The sequence below is a fragment of the Paenibacillus sp. 32352 genome, from assembly GCF_002042965.1.
GTDB classification, from domain to species: Bacteria; Bacillota; Bacilli; order Paenibacillales; family NBRC-103111; genus Paenibacillus_S; species Paenibacillus_S vulneris.
In genome coordinates, this window is the sequence record NZ_MZNT01000006.1 from 336,416 (window position 1) to 355,839 (window position 19,424).

Here is a 19,424-nt window from a genome sequence, read left to right on the forward strand (position 1 = left end):
TTGTTATACTTATTATATGGAATGACTTAGACCCCGTCGAACCCAAGAAGCTCACGACGTTAGGCCTGTTCTTTGATAAGCATAAGTTGCTTTCTTAAAACAATTACAAGATTATTTATAAAACCAACACTGCAATCAATCTGATCAAATTTTACAGAACAACTCAGCTTGATGGAGCCTTCGCCATTTCCCCACGGGTTATATGGTACCTGCGAAGAACTAAATTCCATACCGGAATGTGCGGACTTCTTAATTTCTTGGTAAGCGGAATTTTCATCAAGCTTATGATCAAGACTTGTTCCATAGTAGCGTTCCTTCGTAAGGTAGAAACTATAAGTGAACGAGCCCAATAAACCGTTAAGATTAATCTCCTCAATTATATTGTGATGCGCATCGTGCACTCTAAATGAGTATCCTAAATATAGATTTCCTCCTTCAATTTCTACCCATCCAAATGTTTTCTCCCTTATGTATTCCCTTACTACCGCTCTATAATCATCAACATTAGCTTGTTGTGCCGCCCGTTTCTTTTTTGTTTCCAATGTGCTATTAATTAATTCAATTATTAATTGAATATTTCGTTGAGCTAGTCGTACATAAAGTAATACTTGGGGTCCAAAAGGGACTAGAATTTGTTTTTCGTCAATGATTAGGTCCCAACCAAAAGTCGTCGTTTTCTGCCACGGAATATTAAGGTGCTTAGGAGATTCCTCGTCCCAAAACAAATCCACATCTATGTCTTGGGGCCATTTTTGAAACGTGTTAACAAAGGTTTTATAAATTGCTTCTTGAGCGGCATCTTTTAGACCCTCAAACGGATATTTACTGGCATCCAAATTGAAAATATGCCGAATCCTATCGCCTTTCAAGAATACAATCTGTTCTACATAATGGTTCGGAAAATTCTCGCGATAAAACAACTTATAATCAGCGTGTAACTTCCATTGAGGTTTTCGTAAATGTGCTGTCAAAGAAGAATATAACTTATCAATGCTGGTGTCCATACAAGCCTCCATGTGGTTTTTGTTGTTTATGGAAATTCCTTGGAATACTACTCAATCCTAGCACACAATAAATGTTGAGCCCTTATCAGAGTTCCTATTCTCTATCGATATTCTTACTTGCCAATCACATACTTCAGGTTAATTTTAACCTTCTCATCGAGAAACTTCCGCCAGCATGTGTTGTCCCTAGCAGGGTCGTTAGCCTGCTCCGTAAAATACACGCCCATTTTTGCGTTCTCAAACTGGAAGTAATCCCTTCCCCTCTGATTGCCGAACATCGCGACCATCGCGTAGTTGTAGCTCGAACTGATAAGAATACTTGCGGTCACCTTTAGCTGTTTTCTTAGCGTTACTGGATATGCAATGTTTCATCGAAAAATCTAACCTCGTCTATAACCGGAGTTAGATTTTTCTGGCAGGGAAATATGCTAAGCTCTAACTTGGTCGATAAAATTGGATAAAAGAAGGTGGAAAGATATTGAAAGCGGGCCTCAAACAATACATTTCTTTCATCATGGCACTTGTTTTGTGTATGGGACTTATGCCGATGCGCTCATTCGCCGATACGCCGGGCGGGATGAGCGGCTCGGGAACGCAAAGCGACCCCTATATTATTATGACGTTGGCGCAGTTGAATGCGGTGCGTAATAACTTGAGCGCGAATTACAAGCTTGGTGCGGACATTAACGCAGCGGAGACAGCGGGGTGGAATGACGGGGCCGGCTGGCTGCCGATCCCGTCATTCACAGGTGTCTTCGACGGAGCGGGGCATGTCATTCGCGGGCTGACCATTCATCGGCCTGATTCGATGAATGTTGGCCTGTTTCAGGAAATCCGGGACGCCGGAGTCGTCAAAAATATCGGCCTCGAAGAAAGTACGATCGTCGGCGGCAGTTATACGGGTGGGCTGGCCGGTTTGAACTACGGCACAGTGGATCAGGCCTATGTTACCGGCACAGTCGATAGCCCCCAAGGTGTCATCGGAGGGCTCGTCGGATACAATGCCAGCGGATATAATGACGCCGTACAACCAATCGAAGGCAAAATCGTCGGTTCCTACTCAGCCGCAACTGTACATAGCAGTTCTAATGACTCCACCGGCGGTCTTGTTGGACAGAACGATGGGAAGATTACCGATTCCTATGCAACAGGGGATGTGAGCGGCTACAAGTACGTCGGCGGCCTGGTCGGGATCAACGTCGCCGGGCTCATCGAGCGCACCTACGCTTCAGGTGCCGTTAGCGGAGGGAGCTTGGTGGGCGGCCTCGCGGGCGAGAACCAGAATGGCGTCATCAACTTGTCCTACGCTACCGGGAGCGTAGGCGGGAAGGATAGCGTTGGCGGCCTGGTTGCGGTCACAGACTTTGGTGAAATCAATAGATCGTATGCGTCCGGTATGGTCACCGGCAGCGGTTATACCGGAGGGCTGATCGGCAGCAATAACGGAGGGACTGTCTCGTACAGCTTCTGGGATCGGGAATCGACGGGGCAGAACAACGCCTGCGTCAATAACGACCAATACCTAGCATCTTGCGACGCGACAAGTCTGTCCACCGCGCAGGCGATTGCGCAATCGAGCTATTCCGGTTCGTTGGACTTCCAGAACGACTGGTTTATGATCGACGGCTCGACCCGGCCCTTCCTGCGGATGGAGTGGTCGCAGACGATCCGCAATACACACCAGTTGCAGCTCATGGAGATGAATCGCGGGGCCAATTATTCGCTCGCGCAGGACATCATTTTCGGAACGACATTCACCGATGGTAGTCGCTCGGATATGTGGGCGACAAGCGCCACAGAGGGCAAAGGCTTCGTGCCAATCGCCGGCAGGGCGGTCAGCCCTCCCGCATTTACCGGCGTATTTGACGGGCAAGGGCATACAATCCACGGGCTGGTCATCCGTCTTTCTAACAGAAGTAATGTTGGGACCTCCTACGCGATCGGTTTGTTTGGCTACACGGTAAAAGCAAAAATCCGCAACGTCGGTCTGCTTGACGGCAGTATCTCGGGCTTCCGCTGGGTCGGCCAACTGGTAGGGGTCAACCGTTCTTCCGAGATCAGCAACACGTATGCTTCAGGTTCCGTGCTCGGGTATGCAATCGTTGGCGGCCTAGTTGGATGGAATGACGGTTCCTCCATTCTCAATTCCTATGCTGCTGGGAAGGTGGATGCTTACAATGATTTTGTGGGTGGACTAACAGGGTTTAGCGAAAAGTCAGCCATCAGTACCTCCTTCGCCGTCAGCGATGTGAAGGGCCACGATTACGTAGGGGGGCTAACCGGAGTAAATGTGACGAACAGCAACATCAGCGAGTCCTTTGCTTCGGGCAGTGTGACCGGCAACGTCTATATCGGCGGGTTAGTCGGGACTCTCGAAGACAACGCCTCTGTCAGTTTCAGCTATGCTACGGGCGAGCTGACCGGCAGCTCCTATATCGGCGGTCTGACCGGGAAAATCACGGACACCAGCACCATACAGAACAGCTTCTGGGATTCAGAAGCGACTGGTCAGACCGGGGCTTGCGGTGAAATTACCGACATATGTACCGCAACCGGTCTTACATCGGCGCAAATGAAAACACAATCTTTTTTTGAGACGGCAGGTTGGAATCTCACCAGTGATTGGACGATGGACGAAGGCAAAACGTACCCTGTTTTGCAAAAAGTAACCCCGGATACACTTCGGGATGCGGCGCCACCTACAATCGCAAGAGCCAATGTTAGTGATGATCGGCCAAACACCGTCGTCGTAACATTTGATGAAAGTGTGCGTTTAGCAGATGTCAGCGGGTTCACGGTCAAAATCGATTCGAAAGATGCAGTAATTACAGGCTTTAGCGGAACGGGAACAAAGTCATTATCTTTTACCCTTCTTGACAGGATTAACCGCGGACAGGTCATCACTCTTTCCTACGATAAGTCATTGGGCACGGTTGTCGATCTAGAAGGTAATCCGTTGCACAGCTTCGTAGACCGGACTGTGGATAACGTAACGCCTCAATTTACAGTAACCTTTGATTCCGGCGGTGGCTCTGCGGTAGCGTCTGTTATCGTCCAGAGTTCTTCCACGATAGCCGAACCGACAGCCCCGACAAAGGACGGGTACGTCTTTGGCGGCTGGTATAAAGACAGCTCATGGCAAAGCCTATGGAATTTTGCTCAAGATACCGTTATGTCCAGTATGACGCTGTACGCCAAATGGACGGTTGTCCCGGCATATACGGTGATGTACAACGGCAATGGGAATATGCTGGGCACTACACCAATCGATACTGGCTCGTATGCGCAGGGCGTGACAGTGGCTGTGTATGGGAACTCAGGGGGCTTGGCTAAGGTAGGCTACTCGTTCGCCGGGTGGAACACGGCAGCGGATGGCACCGGCACGAACTATGCCCCCGGCAGCAAGTTCACCATGGGAGCGGCGAGCGTGACGTTGTACGCCAAATGGACGGCTGTCCCAACATATACAGTGACGTACAACGGCAATGGAAACACGTTAGGTACTACGCCGATCGATACTGGCTCGTATGCGCAAGGCGTGACAGTGGCTGTGTATGGGAACTCAGGGGGCTTGGCTAAGGTAGGCTACTCGTTCGCCGGGTGGAACACAGGAGCGGATGGCACCGGCACGAACTATGCCCCCGGCAGCAAATTCACCATGGGAGCGGCAAACGTGACGCTGTATGCCAATTGGACGACGAACCCGGAGCCGAGCGGCAATGCGAATTTGACCGCTTTGACGCTTTCGAGCGGTACGTTGACCCCGGTGTTTAGCTCTGACGCCCTAACCTACTCGGCAAACGTAACAAGTACCGTGAGCAGCATCACGGTGACGGCGACAGTCTATGATAGCGACTCTACCGTAACGGCTAGCGTGTACAACAGCGCTGGAACGTTAGTTCTTGGACCACTTAGTTTGACAAGCGAAACGCCATCCCCTTTACTTCCGGTAAACATAGGGAACAACCTCATTAAGTTGATCGTAACCGCGCCGAACGGCACGATGCGTACCTACACAGTGACGGTAATGCGTGACGCCGGGCCATCGTCATCGTCGGATTCATCGAATGACGGATCAAATAGCGGCGGTACAATCGATTTAGTCAAGCCTTCCGTAGTCCCGGCAGGCGGCTTCAGTATCGTCATGAACGGTAAAGAACTGGAACGGGCTGCTACATCAGAAGAAAGTGAGAAGAGCAAATTCACCATCACCTTGGATTCCGCCAAATTGATGACGCAGCTTGAAAGCGCTGGGGAAAAGCCTGTGCTCGCGATCCTTGTCACAACAAACGCAGACCAAGTGTCCGCGGCGCTGACCGGCGATTTGCTCAAGGCGCTGGCAAACAAACAAGGCGTGCTGGAATTTAAAACGCCGATCGGGAGCTACAAGCTGCCCGTAGCGGAATTAGCGATAGACGACCTCCTCAAGCAGCTTGGAGAAGGCGCATCACCTGCAACTGCCGTGATCCATGTGAACATTGCCAAGGCCGACAGCACTCAGCTTGAACTTGCAAAACATGCCGCGGACCAAGACCGGTTCACTATCTTCGCTCCGCTCGTCGATTTCACAATAACCGCTTCGTTCGGCGGGAAGACGGCGAGCGCGGACACATTCGGCGCTTACGTGGAGCGTGAAATTCCGCTGCCGGATGGCGTGGATCCAAGCAAGGTCACAACCGCTGTTGTGCTGAACGAGGACGGAACCGTCCGTCATGTGCCGACGTCCATCATCACCCGCGGCGGAAGTTATTATGCCGTCGTCCATAGCCTGACCAATAGCGTATATACGCTTATCGGGCATGCGGTGAAATTTATGGACGTCGAGGGGCACTGGTCCAAAGACATTGTGGGCGACCTGGCATCCCGCATGATCGTAAACGGCGTTAGCAGCAACAATTTCAACCCGAATGCCCCGATTACCCGCGCCGAGTTTGCGGCGATTGTAGTTCGGGCCCTGGGCCTTGCCGACAACGGTAAAACCACATCATTTAGCGATGTACCCTCCGGTTCCTGGTACATCGGGGCGGTGGCAAAGGCGCAGGAATTCGGCATCGTGAGTGGGTACGGGGATGGCACTTTCCGCGGGGCCAAAACCATTACGCGCGAGGAAGCAATGGTTATGATCTCCCGAGCAATGAATCTTGCTGGACTGGATACGAGCATCAGCGATCCAGACGCCGATGCCGCGCTTGTAAGGTTTACGGATGGCGCTTCGGTCCATAACTGGGCCAAAGCTTCCGTTGCCGTAGCCGTCCGGAGCCAGCTAGTAAACGGTTCCGATGCAGGACTTCTACCGGCAAGCGACATTACTAGAGCAGAAACGGCTGCCATCATTCAGCGGATGCTGGTGAAAGCAGGACTAATCGGCAACACCATTTCAGGGTAATACAGTCTCGCCAATCTTGGCCGTCCCAAGGTACAGCTGCCATAGGGACGGCTTTTTGCTATAAGGCAGCACCCGGCGGCTTTTTCCTACATGAAATCAGCCCGCAATCCATCAAATTACATTGTTGGTAGAGGGTATCCTTGTTTATAATGAAACCAACTCATACCAAAGATGAAATAGGTGATTGACGTTGGAACCGATCTTATTGCATACAAAACTTCACATGCCTCCCCTCTCGCAGGCGACTGTACTGCGTACTCGCTTAATGAAACGGCTGCAAGCGGGATTGGAGCGAAGAGTAACCTTCATTCAGGCCCCAGCGGGCTATGGAAAGTCCACACTTGTCAGTTCGTGGGCCAGTCAGCTGGAGAGGCCTGCCGGGTGGTTATCGCTGGATGCGGGGGATAATGATATTTTCCGATTCTGGCGCTATGTCATTTCGTCTATTGATCTCGTCTGCGAGGGGTTCGCACAAAAGGCAAGGCCCACATTGGAATCCTTGACGCCGGGAGATTATGAAACCTTTCTTGTACAGCTCTTGAACGAATTACATGGGCTGCAGCATCCCCTGGTGTGCATTTTTGACGATTTTCATGTCCTTCATGATTCGAATCTGCTCGCATCCATGACGTTTTTCATTGAATATTTGCCTGCTCATGTTCACCTGTATTTCACAAGCCGCGAGAAATCGGACTTCTTGAAGTCGCGGTACTTCAGCCGCGGGTGGGCCGCGCCGTTACATACGGAGGATTTGCGGTTTGATGCGCAGGAAGCGACTGCGTTGTTTGATTTATGGGAGGATGGCAATTATACGGAGGAACAAATCGGACTGTTGGTTCAGCGAACGGAGGGCTGGGTGACGGGTCTGAAGTTGGCCGCGCTTTCCTTGCACAATATGGAGCAAGCCTCGGCCTTTATACAAGACTTCTCAGGATATAGCGGAGAGGTCGAGCAATATTTGCTGGAGGAAGTGTTCTTGTCCTTGGAGCCTTCGCTGCAGGAGTTCTTGATGAGGTGTTCTATCCTGCAGCGATTAAGCGGACCGCTTTGTCAAACCGTTTCCGGGGATCCCGGTAGCGGGGCTAAGCTGGAGCAGCTAATCAAATGGGGCCTGTTCCTGATCCCGCTTGACCCGCGGAACGAGTGGTTCCGGTTTCATCATTTGTTTGCGGATTTCTTGAACAAACAGTTGGTCCGGCACTACCCCGGCGATGTGCGGAAACTGCAAAAAGCGGCCGCAGATTGGTGCGCGGCGCATGGATTTAGCGAGGAGGCCGTGGAGTATTATCTGGACGGGCAGTTTTTCACCGAGGCGATCCGCTTGCTGGAACCCATGAAATCCGTCTCGGTCCGACGGGAATATTCGACCCTGCGCAATTGGTTGTCCGTCATCCCGGAAGCGATCCTTTGGGAGCACCGGTACTTGTATTTTTCCTATATTTTTTCGCTGCTTTGGAATAATGAGCCGGAGCTCGCAGAGTTTTATTTGCAATCCGCGGAGCAGCGGTTCCCTGAAGATGCCGTCGCTTGGACCGAAGAGGAGCGAAATCGCTTTCTGGGCAACCTCTACTACTTGAGAAATGCCAAGGCATCCCAATACGATATGGACGTTGTCAAAGCGCTCGATTATATCCAATTGTCTCTTAAACACAGTCCCACCGGTACGGATTTGATTTTTGCCCCACCGCATATGCCGCTGTCTCCTTCGATTTTTCGATCGTATAACGGCAAGCGGGGCAAGCATCTGCCCCGGGAGATGGTGGATACATTTTTCCGCAGAATGATCGAGTTTCTTACTCCGATGCAGGTGCACGACTCCACAATTGTATGCTACGGAGAACTGCTCTACGAGCGCAACGATTTGGAGGAAGCCGAGGAACAATTCAAGCTGGGACTGCAGGAAAACACGCATAATCCGTATCAACCCGAAAAGGTGTACGTGCCCGCCTATCTGTATTTATCGCGCATTGCCAGAGCAAGGGGCGACCTGAATGGCGCGGAATATTGGCTGGAGGAAGCGAAGAAGAAGGCAGTCCGCAGCCAAGCAACGACCGCTCTGTTTTTCATCAATGCGGAGCTGGCCGGGCTTCGAATGGATTGGGGTGACGCTTCCGCGGCGGCAGCCTGGAGGAAAAAGTACGCCGTAACCGGAAGCGACCCCATATCTATATCTCAATTGTACACGTATACGTTTCTTGTTAGGGTGTTCATCACGGAGGAACGTTATGAGGAAGCGTCGCTGCTTGCGGACAGGCTGTTCGCCCTTGCTGTCAAAGGCCACCGTCCGATGGATGCGCTGGAAATACAAGTGCTGCAGGCTCTGGTGTGGCAAAAAACCGGAAAGACGGAACAAGCCATCTTAACGCTGGAGCAAGCCTTGAAATATGCCGAACCGGACGGGTATATCCGGGTGTTTGTTGACCGGGGAAGCCCCATCTTGCAGCTGGTATCCACCTACATCCAGATGCGCCGCAAAGGCCATATGCGGGAAAGCGAGGCACCTTCGCTTTCCTTCGTCCGGCGAGTGCTTTCCTGCTTCGACCAAGCGGCGGAAACCAGCGAGTTTGCGGACAAGTCCGGGCAGTTAGACCACTTGCTGACGAAACGGGAGCTGGCGATTTTCCGATATATGCTGGAAGGAATGGACAACCAGGCTATGGCAGATGCACTGGGCATTGGCATAGGGACGCTAAAGACGCACATCAACCATATTTACGGTAAGCTGAATGTCAAAAACCGCGTTGAGGCAATTTCAAGGGGAAAAGAAATGCTGGAATAAATCACAAAGGCATGTAAAAGTTTGAGCTTAATAAACCTCGCAACCACGGCTGTTGTAATAACATTGCACAGAAGGCCCGTATTAGTCCTAAAACAAGCTAATCGGGCCTTCATCTTATTTATACTGCCCCCTCCTGCCCCTGCCTCGTTTCACGCCTCTACGCCCTTTCGCCAAAAAAATTTAGCCGTCATTTGTGGTACGGTTCACCGCGCATAATCTTAAACGCGCGGTAAATCTGCTCCACCAGCACCAGCCGCATCAGCTGGTGCGGCAGAGTCATGCGCCCGAACGACAGCTTCAGTTCGGCGCGCTGCAGCACCGCGGGGGCTAGCCCTAGCGAGCCCCCGATGACGAAGGCCACGTGGCTGCGCCCGTACGTGGCCAAGCCCTCCACATGCCGCGCGAGCTCCTCGCTCGAGAGCGGCTTGCCGTCCAGAGCGAGCGCCACGACGTAGGCGTCGCTCTTGATCTGCGCGAGGATGCGTTCGCCCTCGCGTTGGCGCACGAGCGCCTCCTCGGCGGCGCTCATGTTCTCCGGTGCCTTCTCGTCAGGCACCTCGCTGATCTGCACCTTGGCATAGGGCCCCAGGCGCTTGACATACTCCGCTATGCCCTGGACCAGATAAGACTCCTTCAGCTTGCCTACGGCAACAATCTGTATTTGCATACGCTTTGCAACATCCTTTTCTCTGCTTTTTTATGAGAGTCGAAATAAAAAAAAGGCCCCGTCTTCATCCGGACGCAGGGCCTCCACACACTTGCTTGCCGTTCTTCCGCTACACAACCAAGAACTTCGGACGCTCCAAGCACCGTTCACAATGAGCGGGCGGCTCCCACGCGGGAAAACGGGTTTCATCCAAATCTACAATATCCGGAGCATCCTCATATTCGTCGACGAATTGGTCTATAGCGATCTCCAAATGATCCTTGCACACTACATACATAATAAGACCCCATTCTGTTCTGTATAATTCCCTGCTACCGGTCCGTCAGCTCCGCCAGCGTCACCGTGGCCGTCGCTTTCTTGCCGGCGCGATAGTACGTGATGCTTAGCTTATCGCCGATTGCTTTCTGGCTATAAATGTACTTGCGCAGCGCAAGCGTGCTGTCTACCGTCTTACCGTCCAGCTCAACGATGACATCGTTGGTTTTCAAACCGGCATCCTTCGCCGGTCCGGTCGCTTCAATAACAATAATACCAGTTTTCACACTTGCAGGCAGCTTTAATACTTCCGTCCCTTTAAAAGATTGCAAATTTTGCGTCACGACGCCGATATATGGCCTTTTAATCTTGTGATCCTTGATTAAGGTGTCCAGAATCGGCTTCACCGAATTGATAGGAATGGCGAATCCCAGTCCTTCCACTCCCATATCCGCTACCTTCAGCGTATTGATGCCTACGACCTTGCCTTCCAGATTCACCAAGGCGCCGCCGCTATTCCCCTGATTAATGGCTGCATCCGTCTGGATGACATCCATTTCCCAATCGTACTCGCCCTGCTGTCCCAGAGACACCGGGATGGTCCGTTTGGGCCAGCTGATAATGCCCTTCGTCACGGTAGGATCGTAGCCAAGACCTAGCGGATTCCCTACCGCTATAGCCGTCTCGCCGGCCTTCAGCGCGTCCGAATCGCCGAACTCGGCCACCTGCTTAATCCCGTCCCCATCCATCTCCAGAACCGCCAAATCGCTCATCTGATCGCGGCCTACCAGCGTCGCCTTTCTCCGGTCCCCGGTCGAGGTCACAGCCTCCAATTGATTGAAGCCTTCCACGACGTGATTATTCGTCACAATCCGAACCTTATCTCCCGCCTTCTGAAAAAGGATACCGGAACCGAGCCCCATAGCCCCTGGCATCCCACTTTTGTCGCCTTCCTTGTTGTAGGCCACAATGCTAATGACGGTAGGGCTTACCTTTGCCGCCGCGCGAACCACGGAATCACTGGATTGCTGCTGTTCATCAACAGCACCTGTGGAGCTGGGAGCCTTGCCACCTTCCGCAGCAGAAGAGACTGGCAGCGCATGTTCGGCTGATTCACCGCCTCCGCTGAACAGAAGTACAAGAACCAGCATCACGGCCGCTCCGCCAAGCCCCGGCAGCAGCCATGGGGGCTTCGTCCCTTTCAGCCAGCTGCCGCTTGGTTTCCCCGGAGGCGTCCATCCATTCCATCGCGAAACCTTGGTAGAATAAAAATCGTCATCGAACAAACTCATCGCTACCCGCTCCCTTCTCTGCCTGCAAGCAGAGCTGCCATTCTAGTAATCTTTCAAACTTTTACGAAAAAAAAGGAATGTTTTACCCATCGTAAGACTAGAATAAGAGTATGAACCCGGTAGCATTCCAAGAGAAGCACACCCGACAGTAAACTCTGTTGCTTCAAGGGGAGCGCCCAATAACTCGTTGTACGGAAAGGATGCTTAAACCCTATGAATCGTATTTTCAACCATTTGGAGCAAGTAGACATGATTGCCAAGGTAGCCGACTTGAAGCAAGCCCATTACCAGAATGCATTGCTGGTCAGCGCTCTTATCGAACTGCTCGTAGAAAAAGGAATCATTACCGCTCAAGATATTGCCGTCATGTCCTCCCAGCTAGACGCCGCTTACACTCCCGAATCGGAGCTTAGTCCTCATCCAGGTGATCCCACTCCGTAGCCCGGTCATAATATGTATCCATAAGCCGGGCGCGGTGATCATCGGGAGCGAGACGCTCTTCTACTACATTATTCACCGTAAGCCTGGCCAAATCCATCATGTTATGATCCCGGCTCAAGTGAGCCAGATAGACCCGCTTCGTTCGGGAGGTCATGATATCGACGAGTCCGGTTCCCGCGGCTTCATTGGACAGATGGCCCAGATCGCTCAGAATGCGCCGTTTGATGTTCCATGGATATCTTCCCATTCGTAGCATCTCGATATCATGATTCGATTCTAGAATCAGCACGTCGCTGTCCTGTATCTTCTCCTTTACCTTGGAGCTCATATATCCCAAATCGGTTGCCAGACTCAGCTTCTTGTCTTCATGATAGAAGCAGTACCCTACAGGCTCCGCCGCATCATGCGAGATGCCATATGATTCTACCTGAAGGGAGCCGAAATTGCGCACCTCGCCAGTCTCCATCACGCATCGCTTATCCTCGGCTATTTCACCGATATGCTTGTTCAGCTCTTCCCAGGTCTTCTCGTTTGCATAGACGGGCAAATCATATTTTCGCGCTACCGCACCAAGCCCCTTAATATGGTCCGCATGCTCATGCGTCACCAGTATCGCATCCAGCTCGGAGGCGGACATATCCTTCTCCTTCAGCAGCTGATCGATCTTTTTGGCGCTAAGCCCCGCATCGATTAATACTTTGCCCTCATCCGTTGCAACAACCATCGCGTTCCCTGTAGAACCGCTCGATAACACTGTAAAACGCATTCCCATGACTCTTTCTCCCATCCTGACAACTTGCTTATGCTACTTTTTGTTTTTTTGCGGCGGATCAACCGCCCCGTTTAAGGCATGAACATAATAGATATCCCCGTTGCCGACCACCCGCCAGTAAGGTACTAGGAACATCGTTTGGGAATTAAACGTCTGCCCGTTGTGGTACCCAAGCATAATGCTGCTGACGACCGTCCCGCTCGGGAAATAATTCTCAATCAGACTGCTAAGCACCGTGTAGGGGGAAATCACCTTTTGCTCCTTCTGTTCCCCTTCCTGCTTCACATTCGCATACTCTTGGCGGTACGCCACGACCATCCCGTTTTGCTCAGTAAGCTCCAGCTTGACCTCGAACATCGGGTACGCGCCATACAGCTCATGGAATACATACGTGCCGTTGGTGCTGAGCACCGGATCGTACAAATATTTATCCATGTTCGGAATAGCCGCCCGTGCCGCAGCATCCCTGGAGCTTCCTTTGCTTAACAGGGGACTGTATTTAAACGGTGTCTCCAAGGGAACCGGATTTTCCATCGTCAGCTTCTCATCATACTGAACGACAATCTCCTTCATTCGAGGCACTTCTTTGGGCATCTCCGCGGTAATTTGAATGTTTTTGCTCTTCATCAGCCGCTGGATCTCTTCCGTAGCGCTTGCCGTACTCGGGTCGAATTCCAGCAGGTCAGAACGGGTCGTCCACAGCTGGTAGCCGAGCACCAAATTCAGCAAAAAGAACGATAGGATCAATATGGTTTTCGCTCGACTCCAGTCCATGGGCTCCCTCCTGACATCACTTTGCTCCATCGTTCCGAACTATGCTTACTCCAAAAATTCATACGTGCCATCCCGCAATTCCACGGTCCACGCAGGTACCAATTCCATCTTCTGATCCCCTATGACAGGCCGATACCCCGGGAATATGGAAATCACCGCATTTTTCTTCGAATACTGGTTCAGCTTCGCATCGAGCTCCTCGCCGTATTTGAGCGCAACCTCACGGCTTGTAACGCCCTGCGAATCCGGAATGATCGTCGACCGCTCGTAGGTGGAGACGATCCCTTTTTGCAGCACCATCTTGATAAAGCCGATATTGTCGCTATGCTGGTTGATCACCGGAAGCGACCCGTAATACTGCCTGAATAAGAAAGCCTGATTCACAGGAAGAAGGCGCTGCGGGACCTTTTGCACCCCGTACAGGCCATTCCAGCCCCCATGCTGGTTAACGAATTGCACCGCGGATATTAGATTATCCTGCACATCGATTTTGCTGTCAGCCGGCGCTACAGGGTCTGAGTAAATAAGCCAATGCTGATCGTTCTTCAGCTGCAGTCCCCGCTTCGCGTCCGTATAAATCTCCGTTCCGTCCCATTCCGACAAGTTCCTTGTAATCGCCGGATCGACGAAAAAGGTCCGTTTCAATTGATCCCCTGTGAATTGGGTATAGGCCAATCTATAGCTTGGGAACGATAACGGCTTGGTCGGCAAATAAAATTCACCGTCATACTTGTACGGTACCGGATTTTCCACTGCCATCAAACGCTCAATGTCCTTGGCGGAAATATCCGCCTTCTGCACCTCATACACCGTGCTGGCCGTGTCCGTGAATAAGATCGTGCGGACCTCATCCTTCGCTTCCCTGGCAATAATCCATATCCGTGTAATGATATCGTTATCCGACGGCAGATCGCCTTTCAGCTGCATAATGCGCTGTAAGATGGTAATCGGGACTCCATCGCGGAATGACAGCTCGATCCCCTGCTGCTTGCCTCGGACCTCATCCATATTCATATTCAGCGCAGAAACCGTCGTCTTGCGAAAGCCGGAAAGTGTCCGCTGCTTTACGCTGTCCAGCACCTGATTGTATGCAGCTGTATTCGGGTAGAGCACCGTATGTGCCTGATTGCCCATATGAAGGACAATTTGGTCAGCGAACAGGAGATCCTCCAGCTTCGCCTGCGTACCTATAGGATCGGTCTTTACATAGTCTTGCTGAACAAGAGGATCGAACTTCGGAGAGCTGTAGGATAAGTAATAGGTCTGAACCAGGCTAAGCCCGACCAGCAGCACCAACAGCCATGTTTTCAGCTTATCGATCATATCGCAGCCTCCTCCATCGTGTATGGTATCGTGAAGGTGACCTTCGTTCCCTGCTCCAAATCAGACTCAAGCAAAATCGTTCCGCCATGCGCCCTTACTATTTCCCGGGCAATCGATAGGCCCAGTCCTGTGCCTCCCATACTGCGCGATCTTGCTTTATCGACCCTGTAAAACCGTTCGAAAATTCGGTTCAAATCCTTCTTGGGAATGCCAATTCCGTTATCCTGCACATTGATTTCCAGCAGCTTCGGATCGGGACGATGGGCCCGAATCGATATATGTCCTCCATCGGGCGTATATTTTATCGCGTTGGAAACAAGGTTATCGAGCACCTGGTCAATACGGTCCCTGTCCAGCATAATTTCGCCGACGGAAGGCTCGACATCCATTTCGATCTCAATGCCCCGGTGCTCGAGCTGGAAGGAGAAGCGGTCGACCACTTCCTCCAGCATCTCGGCCACGTCCGTAATTTCCCTGCTAATAATCGCCTGCTTCGAATCGAGCCGGGACAGCTGCAGCAGATCAGTAACGAGTCGAATCATCCGCTCCGTTTCATTGCGCGTGACGCTGACGAATTTCCCTGCCAGCTTAGGCTCTTCGAGCGCTCCATCCTCCAGAGCTTCTAAATAGCTCTTGATCGTTGTGAGAGGGGTTCTAAGCTCATGCGATACGTTGGCTACGAACTCTCTCCTCGATTCTTCCAGCTTCTCCTGATCGGTCACGTCCTGAAGCATGGCAATGGTGCTTGCCGAGCCTTTTTCCTTGCTGTATACCGTCGTGAAGCTTACTCTGACGGATAAGTGCTCTTCTTCGACTTCGTGGTAGAACTGCAGCATCATCGTTGAATCTTCCGCTTTCTGGTGCTCCTTCATGGTCTCTATCGTGATGCCGAGCACCTCGGGAAGAGGCCTTCCAATCGCCGCATCCTCACTAAGCTGCAGAATTTGCTTGGCCCTTCGGTTGATGACCATGACCCTTCCGTCATCATCGGTTGCGATCAGCCCGTCGTTCATATTCGTCAAGATCGAGGCCAGCTTCTCCTTCTCCTCCTCGTTCAACGACAAGGCATCCTTCAAGCGCTCCATCATGTAGTTGAACGTTTGGCCGAGCTGACCGATCTCGTCCTTACCCAGTACAGGGACCTTATCGTTAAACCGGCCCTCCGCCACTGCCGTCGCCTGCCGGGTAATCGCTTTGATCGGGCTGGTAATTGTAGCGGATAGCATAATGCCCAGCACTGCCGTCAACCCCAGCGCAATGATCGTACCTGTGATAAGAAATTGATTAATCCGGTTGATCGTATTGTACAGCTCTTCCATGGAAGCGATAATGTATACCGCTCCGTTCACTTTCACTCCTGACGCAACCGGCTTTGTAATAATCATCTTGCGGACCCCGTCAAAATCGGTGAACATCCGCTGATTATCCTTGATCCCCTGAAGCGCCCGGCTTACCTCCGGCTGCGTGTTCTTCTGCCCGATAATGCCCTGATGAGTTACCATAGATGTCGTCAAGACGAACCCGTTCTGGTCGATAATCTGAATTTCCGAACCGCTGTTCGCAAACAGCTTGTTCACCACATCATTCATTTCGGCATTCTTCTTCGGGTCTCCCTGCCGGGTCTCGTCATTCAAGTACTTTTCCACCCATTGGGTTAGCAGAGCCGCTTGAATATTATGCGATTCGATGAAATCGTTCTTAAAATAGCTTTCCAGCGTCCGAACGAAGTAAACCCCGATCAGCTGCATCGCAATCAGGATCAGAAGCACGTAGATGATGATGATCTTCGCTTGAATCGATTGAAAGAAGCGAATCCCCTTCATGGCTTAGAAGCCTCCGCTTTTCGGATTGCGCATCATATATCCCAGCCCTCTGCGGGTCAGAATATATTCGGGGTGGCTCGGATCATCCTCGATTTTTTCCCTCAGCCGGCGGATCGTCACATCCACGGTTCTGACATCGCCGTAATATTCAAATCCCCAGACCGCCTGCAGCAAATGCTCCCGTGTCATCACCTTGCCGCTGTTTTTGGCCAAATACTGCACCAGCTCGAATTCCCGATGGGTCAGGTCCAACGGGACTTCATCCTTATATACGACATACATATCCGTGTCGATAAACAGGCTCTGAATTCGCAAGCCCTGGCGCACCTCCGCATCCGATTGCGAGGGGCTCTGCGCCTTCGCTTGACGGCGCAAATGCGCTTTCACCCGCGCCAGCAGCTCCCGGGTTCCGAAGGGCTTGGTCACATAATCGTCTGCCCCGAGCTCCAGCCCGAGCACCTTATCGATTTCGTTATCCTTAGCCGTCAGCATAATGATGGGCGTATTGAGCCGTACGCGTACCTCCCGGCACACATCCATCCCGTCTTTCACCGGAAGCATGAGGTCGAGCAGTATCAAATCCGGCTCTTCCTTGAAGGCAAGCTCGACGGCCATTCCTCCGTCATAAGCACAAATCACCTCGTGCCCTTCCTTCTCCAAATTAAATTTCAATATATCCGCAATCGGTTGTTCATCATCGACAACGAGTATTTTCGCCATCTGTTCGATCACCGCCTATGAGCAAACTTAACCTATTTGACCTGCTTTACCCAAATAAACCGTATTCCTATCTTACCACACCTTGATGCAAAAAGAGACATGGTCAAGCAGGTTTCCCTGCTTTTTCCATGCCCCTTTTTCTGTAAACGATTCTCTCTATAAAAGATAAATGAGTGCTTAACGGCTCAAGTATTTCAATGGATTTTGCGGCGAATCGCTTTGCTGTACCTCGAAGTGCAAATGTACCCCGGTGGAGTCGCCCGTACTGCCCATATAACCGATTTTTTCGCCCTTCTCGACGATTTTGCCGGTGCTCGTATAGATCTGGCTTAAATGCCCGTACAGCGTCTTATAACCGTTCATATGGTCAATGATGACGCAATTGCCGTAACCGCTCTTGACCCCGGCAAAGATAACCTTCCCGTTATCGGAAGCCAGGATGTTTTTGTTAGGAGACGTCAAGTCGACGCCTTTGTGGAACACTCCCCAGCGGGTACCGAAGGTACTCGTGATGGTGGAGGATACGACCGGCCAAGCGAATTTGCCTGTGCCCTCTCCTTTAATAACCTTCGTTCCTTTACGAACGACAGCCTTGACCGGCTCCTGAACGACTTCCTCGCTCAGCACCGTTTCGTCCGTCATCAATCCGTTCACTTTGGTCACCTGGATCATGACTTTCTTCATTCCGTTCTTACCCTGCTTGATCACCTCGGAAGTACCGGCACGCATGCTGTCATCCGTCTGGTATTCCGTATCATATTGAATCTCTTGGGATTCTACTATTTTCTCTACCGTACGAACGGCAAGCTTCGGCTGCAGCACAGTCAAATCCAGCTGCTGCCCTACTTTGATCATATCGTCGCTGATGGTAGGATTGTTCTGATAGATAACCTGCTTTGGGATATCCAGCTTCTTGGCTATGCAGGATACGCAGTCGCCCTTCTCTACCGTGTATTTGGTCGGTTGAACATCACCGGTCTCCAGCTTCTTCTTAAGCTCATCGGGACTCATGACATCCTGCGGCTGAATCTGGATTTCCTTCAGCTCTACCTTTTGAACGAACTCTACCTTCTGCAATTCTACTTCGGCGGCAGGTGTAGAAGGCGATGCCGATAACACCCTGACCTTGCCGGATTCCTTCTTCTTCTCCAGCGCCGAGTTCTTGATATCCTCCAGCATCTGATCCGCTGTCTGTTCATCCTTCAGGACGCCCATCGGGTTCCCGTCGACAACAATCTCGGTTCCTACCGGATAGGCGGTAATAGCTTCAGAGACTTTCTCTAACACTTCCTGATCGTTCGTGCTCGGCATGAAAGCCTTTTCAACCTGGAATGTGACCTCTGGCTCTTTTACCTTCATCCGAACAAACGAATTATTTGTCAATTCCTTGGCTTTGGTTTGCTTAACTTCCTCTACCTCGGTCGTATTTTCAACGACTCCGACGTCTTGGCCGTCAATCGATACGTGATAAACATTCTTCAACCCTGCTTGTACATAAGCATTCCCGCCCCAAACCATTGCAGAAACTACACCCAATACCGAGATGGTTTTTACCAGCGTCCATTTATGTAAAAAAGGATTTTGATTCACTGTATGATTATCAGATAGCTCTATTTGTTGTTCTGTTGTTGGCTCGACCCTCGTTGTAGCAGTCAAGTTGCGTAATTGGATGGAAGAGAGCTTCTGCCTGGACTTGTCCAGCTTCTCCTTGATCCAACTCATTCCCCTGAAAACTGTCATGTTCTACTCCTTTTAAGCGATTTTCTACGAAATATACATAAAAACACCTAAAATAGGGACAATAACCATGTAAGATGATTTCTTTTATCAATTTACCACAATTCGTCTTCTTTTTTCAACATTATTCACGGGGCTGCAGAGCCGTTAACGCAGTTTCGTGGCAGGGGTGTGAAGTCAAACTATGGAAAACCTAACGGCATTTTTCAAAAATAACTCGGAGATGAACCAAGCGGCTGCGGCACTTCGAGAGCAAGGTGTCATTGATATTCAACAGTATTCCATGGATCATGCGCCCACTTCGTTGGGCATAACGCCGCTCCTCCAGTCCAGTCTAGCCGAGGAAGCGCATGACGATGAGTTTCGTTACGTCCTGCAGGTTGTCGTCGAATCCTCCCGCTTCCGTCAAGCGGAAGATACGTTAGCCCGTTATGGAGCCCGGATTTAGCAC

The 19,424-nt window shown here is 51.3% G+C and carries 15 protein-coding genes; 4 read left to right on the forward strand and 11 right to left on the reverse strand.

Annotated features, from left to right (window positions below; all coding sequences use genetic code 11):
- Positions 1-59: 59 nt before the first annotated feature.
- Positions 60-1,004 carry a hypothetical protein gene (locus tag B1728_RS16655; RefSeq protein ID WP_079911357.1) on the reverse strand — a complete coding sequence of 315 codons (945 nt, stop codon included), beginning with the start codon at positions 1,002-1,004 and terminating at the stop codon, positions 60-62.
- A 113-nt stretch (positions 1,005-1,117) separates the two neighbouring features.
- On the reverse strand, positions 1,118-1,333 hold the full coding sequence (locus B1728_RS16660; protein WP_079911358.1) for a hypothetical protein: 216 nt from the start codon (positions 1,331-1,333) through the stop codon (positions 1,118-1,120).
- 149 nt (positions 1,334-1,482) lie between these two features.
- Between B1728_RS16660 and B1728_RS16665 the strand changes: the two genes are divergently transcribed.
- Both B1728_RS16665 and B1728_RS16670 read left to right on the forward strand, forming a co-directional pair.
- Positions 1,483-6,390, forward strand: coding sequence for an InlB B-repeat-containing protein (locus B1728_RS16665; RefSeq protein ID WP_079911359.1), 4,908 nt, complete (start codon positions 1,483-1,485; stop codon positions 6,388-6,390).
- Between the two features lie 190 nt (positions 6,391-6,580).
- The gene (locus B1728_RS16670) at positions 6,581-9,169 is read left to right on the forward strand and encodes a winged helix-turn-helix domain-containing protein (RefSeq protein ID WP_079911360.1); all 2,589 of its coding nucleotides are present in this window, start codon (positions 6,581-6,583) and stop codon (positions 9,167-9,169) included.
- Between the two features lie 187 nt (positions 9,170-9,356).
- Here the strand turns inward: B1728_RS16670 and rlmH are convergent, their stop codons facing one another.
- The 3 genes from rlmH to B1728_RS16685 all read right to left on the reverse strand — a co-directional run bounded on the left by rlmH (position 9,357) and on the right by B1728_RS16685 (position 11,383).
- A complete protein-coding gene (gene rlmH, locus B1728_RS16675) occupies positions 9,357-9,836 on the reverse strand; it encodes a 23S rRNA (pseudouridine(1915)-N(3))-methyltransferase RlmH (protein ID WP_079911361.1) in 480 nt (159 codons plus the stop codon).
- A 109-nt stretch (positions 9,837-9,945) separates the two neighbouring features.
- Positions 9,946-10,113: a CxxH/CxxC protein gene (locus B1728_RS16680; RefSeq protein WP_079911362.1), complete on the reverse strand. Its 168-nt coding sequence runs from the start codon at positions 10,111-10,113 to the stop codon at positions 9,946-9,948.
- Between the two features lie 34 nt (positions 10,114-10,147).
- On the reverse strand, positions 10,148-11,383 hold the full coding sequence (locus tag B1728_RS16685; protein WP_079911363.1) for a S1C family serine protease: 1,236 nt from the start codon (positions 11,381-11,383) through the stop codon (positions 10,148-10,150).
- A gap of 213 nt (positions 11,384-11,596) precedes the next feature.
- On the opposite strand from B1728_RS16685, the gene B1728_RS16690 reads away from it, so the two are divergent.
- Positions 11,597-11,824: a hypothetical protein gene (locus tag B1728_RS16690; protein ID WP_079911364.1), complete on the forward strand. Its 228-nt coding sequence runs from the start codon at positions 11,597-11,599 to the stop codon at positions 11,822-11,824.
- On the opposite strand, the gene B1728_RS16695 is transcribed toward B1728_RS16690, so the two are convergent.
- The 6 genes from B1728_RS16695 to B1728_RS16720 all read right to left on the reverse strand — a co-directional run bounded on the left by B1728_RS16695 (position 11,793) and on the right by B1728_RS16720 (position 18,976).
- A complete protein-coding gene (locus B1728_RS16695; protein WP_079911365.1) occupies positions 11,793-12,596 on the reverse strand; it encodes an MBL fold metallo-hydrolase in 804 nt (267 codons plus the stop codon). The genes B1728_RS16690 and B1728_RS16695 overlap by 32 nt on opposite strands.
- Positions 12,597-12,629: 33 nt before the next feature.
- Positions 12,630-13,370 carry a two-component system regulatory protein YycI gene (gene yycI, locus B1728_RS16700; protein ID WP_079911366.1) on the reverse strand — a complete coding sequence of 247 codons (741 nt, stop codon included), beginning with the start codon at positions 13,368-13,370 and terminating at the stop codon, positions 12,630-12,632.
- A gap of 45 nt (positions 13,371-13,415) precedes the next feature.
- On the reverse strand, positions 13,416-14,693 hold the full coding sequence (locus B1728_RS16705; protein WP_079911367.1) for a YycH family regulatory protein: 1,278 nt from the start codon (positions 14,691-14,693) through the stop codon (positions 13,416-13,418).
- Positions 14,690-16,516: a cell wall metabolism sensor histidine kinase WalK gene (gene walK / locus B1728_RS16710; RefSeq protein WP_079911368.1), complete on the reverse strand. Its 1,827-nt coding sequence runs from the start codon at positions 16,514-16,516 to the stop codon at positions 14,690-14,692. The genes B1728_RS16705 and walK overlap by 4 nt, the downstream gene beginning before the upstream one ends.
- Before the next feature lie 3 nt (positions 16,517-16,519).
- The gene (gene yycF, locus B1728_RS16715) at positions 16,520-17,236 is read right to left on the reverse strand and encodes a response regulator YycF (protein WP_079911369.1); all 717 of its coding nucleotides are present in this window, start codon (positions 17,234-17,236) and stop codon (positions 16,520-16,522) included.
- Positions 17,237-17,413: 177 nt separating this feature from the next.
- Positions 17,414-18,976, reverse strand: coding sequence for a peptidoglycan DD-metalloendopeptidase family protein (locus B1728_RS16720; protein WP_079911370.1), 1,563 nt, complete (start codon positions 18,974-18,976; stop codon positions 17,414-17,416).
- Between the two features lie 181 nt (positions 18,977-19,157).
- Between B1728_RS16720 and B1728_RS16725 the strand changes: the two genes are divergently transcribed.
- Positions 19,158-19,421, forward strand: coding sequence for a hypothetical protein (locus B1728_RS16725; RefSeq protein ID WP_079911371.1), 264 nt, complete (start codon positions 19,158-19,160; stop codon positions 19,419-19,421).
- Positions 19,422-19,424 lie beyond the last annotated feature (3 nt).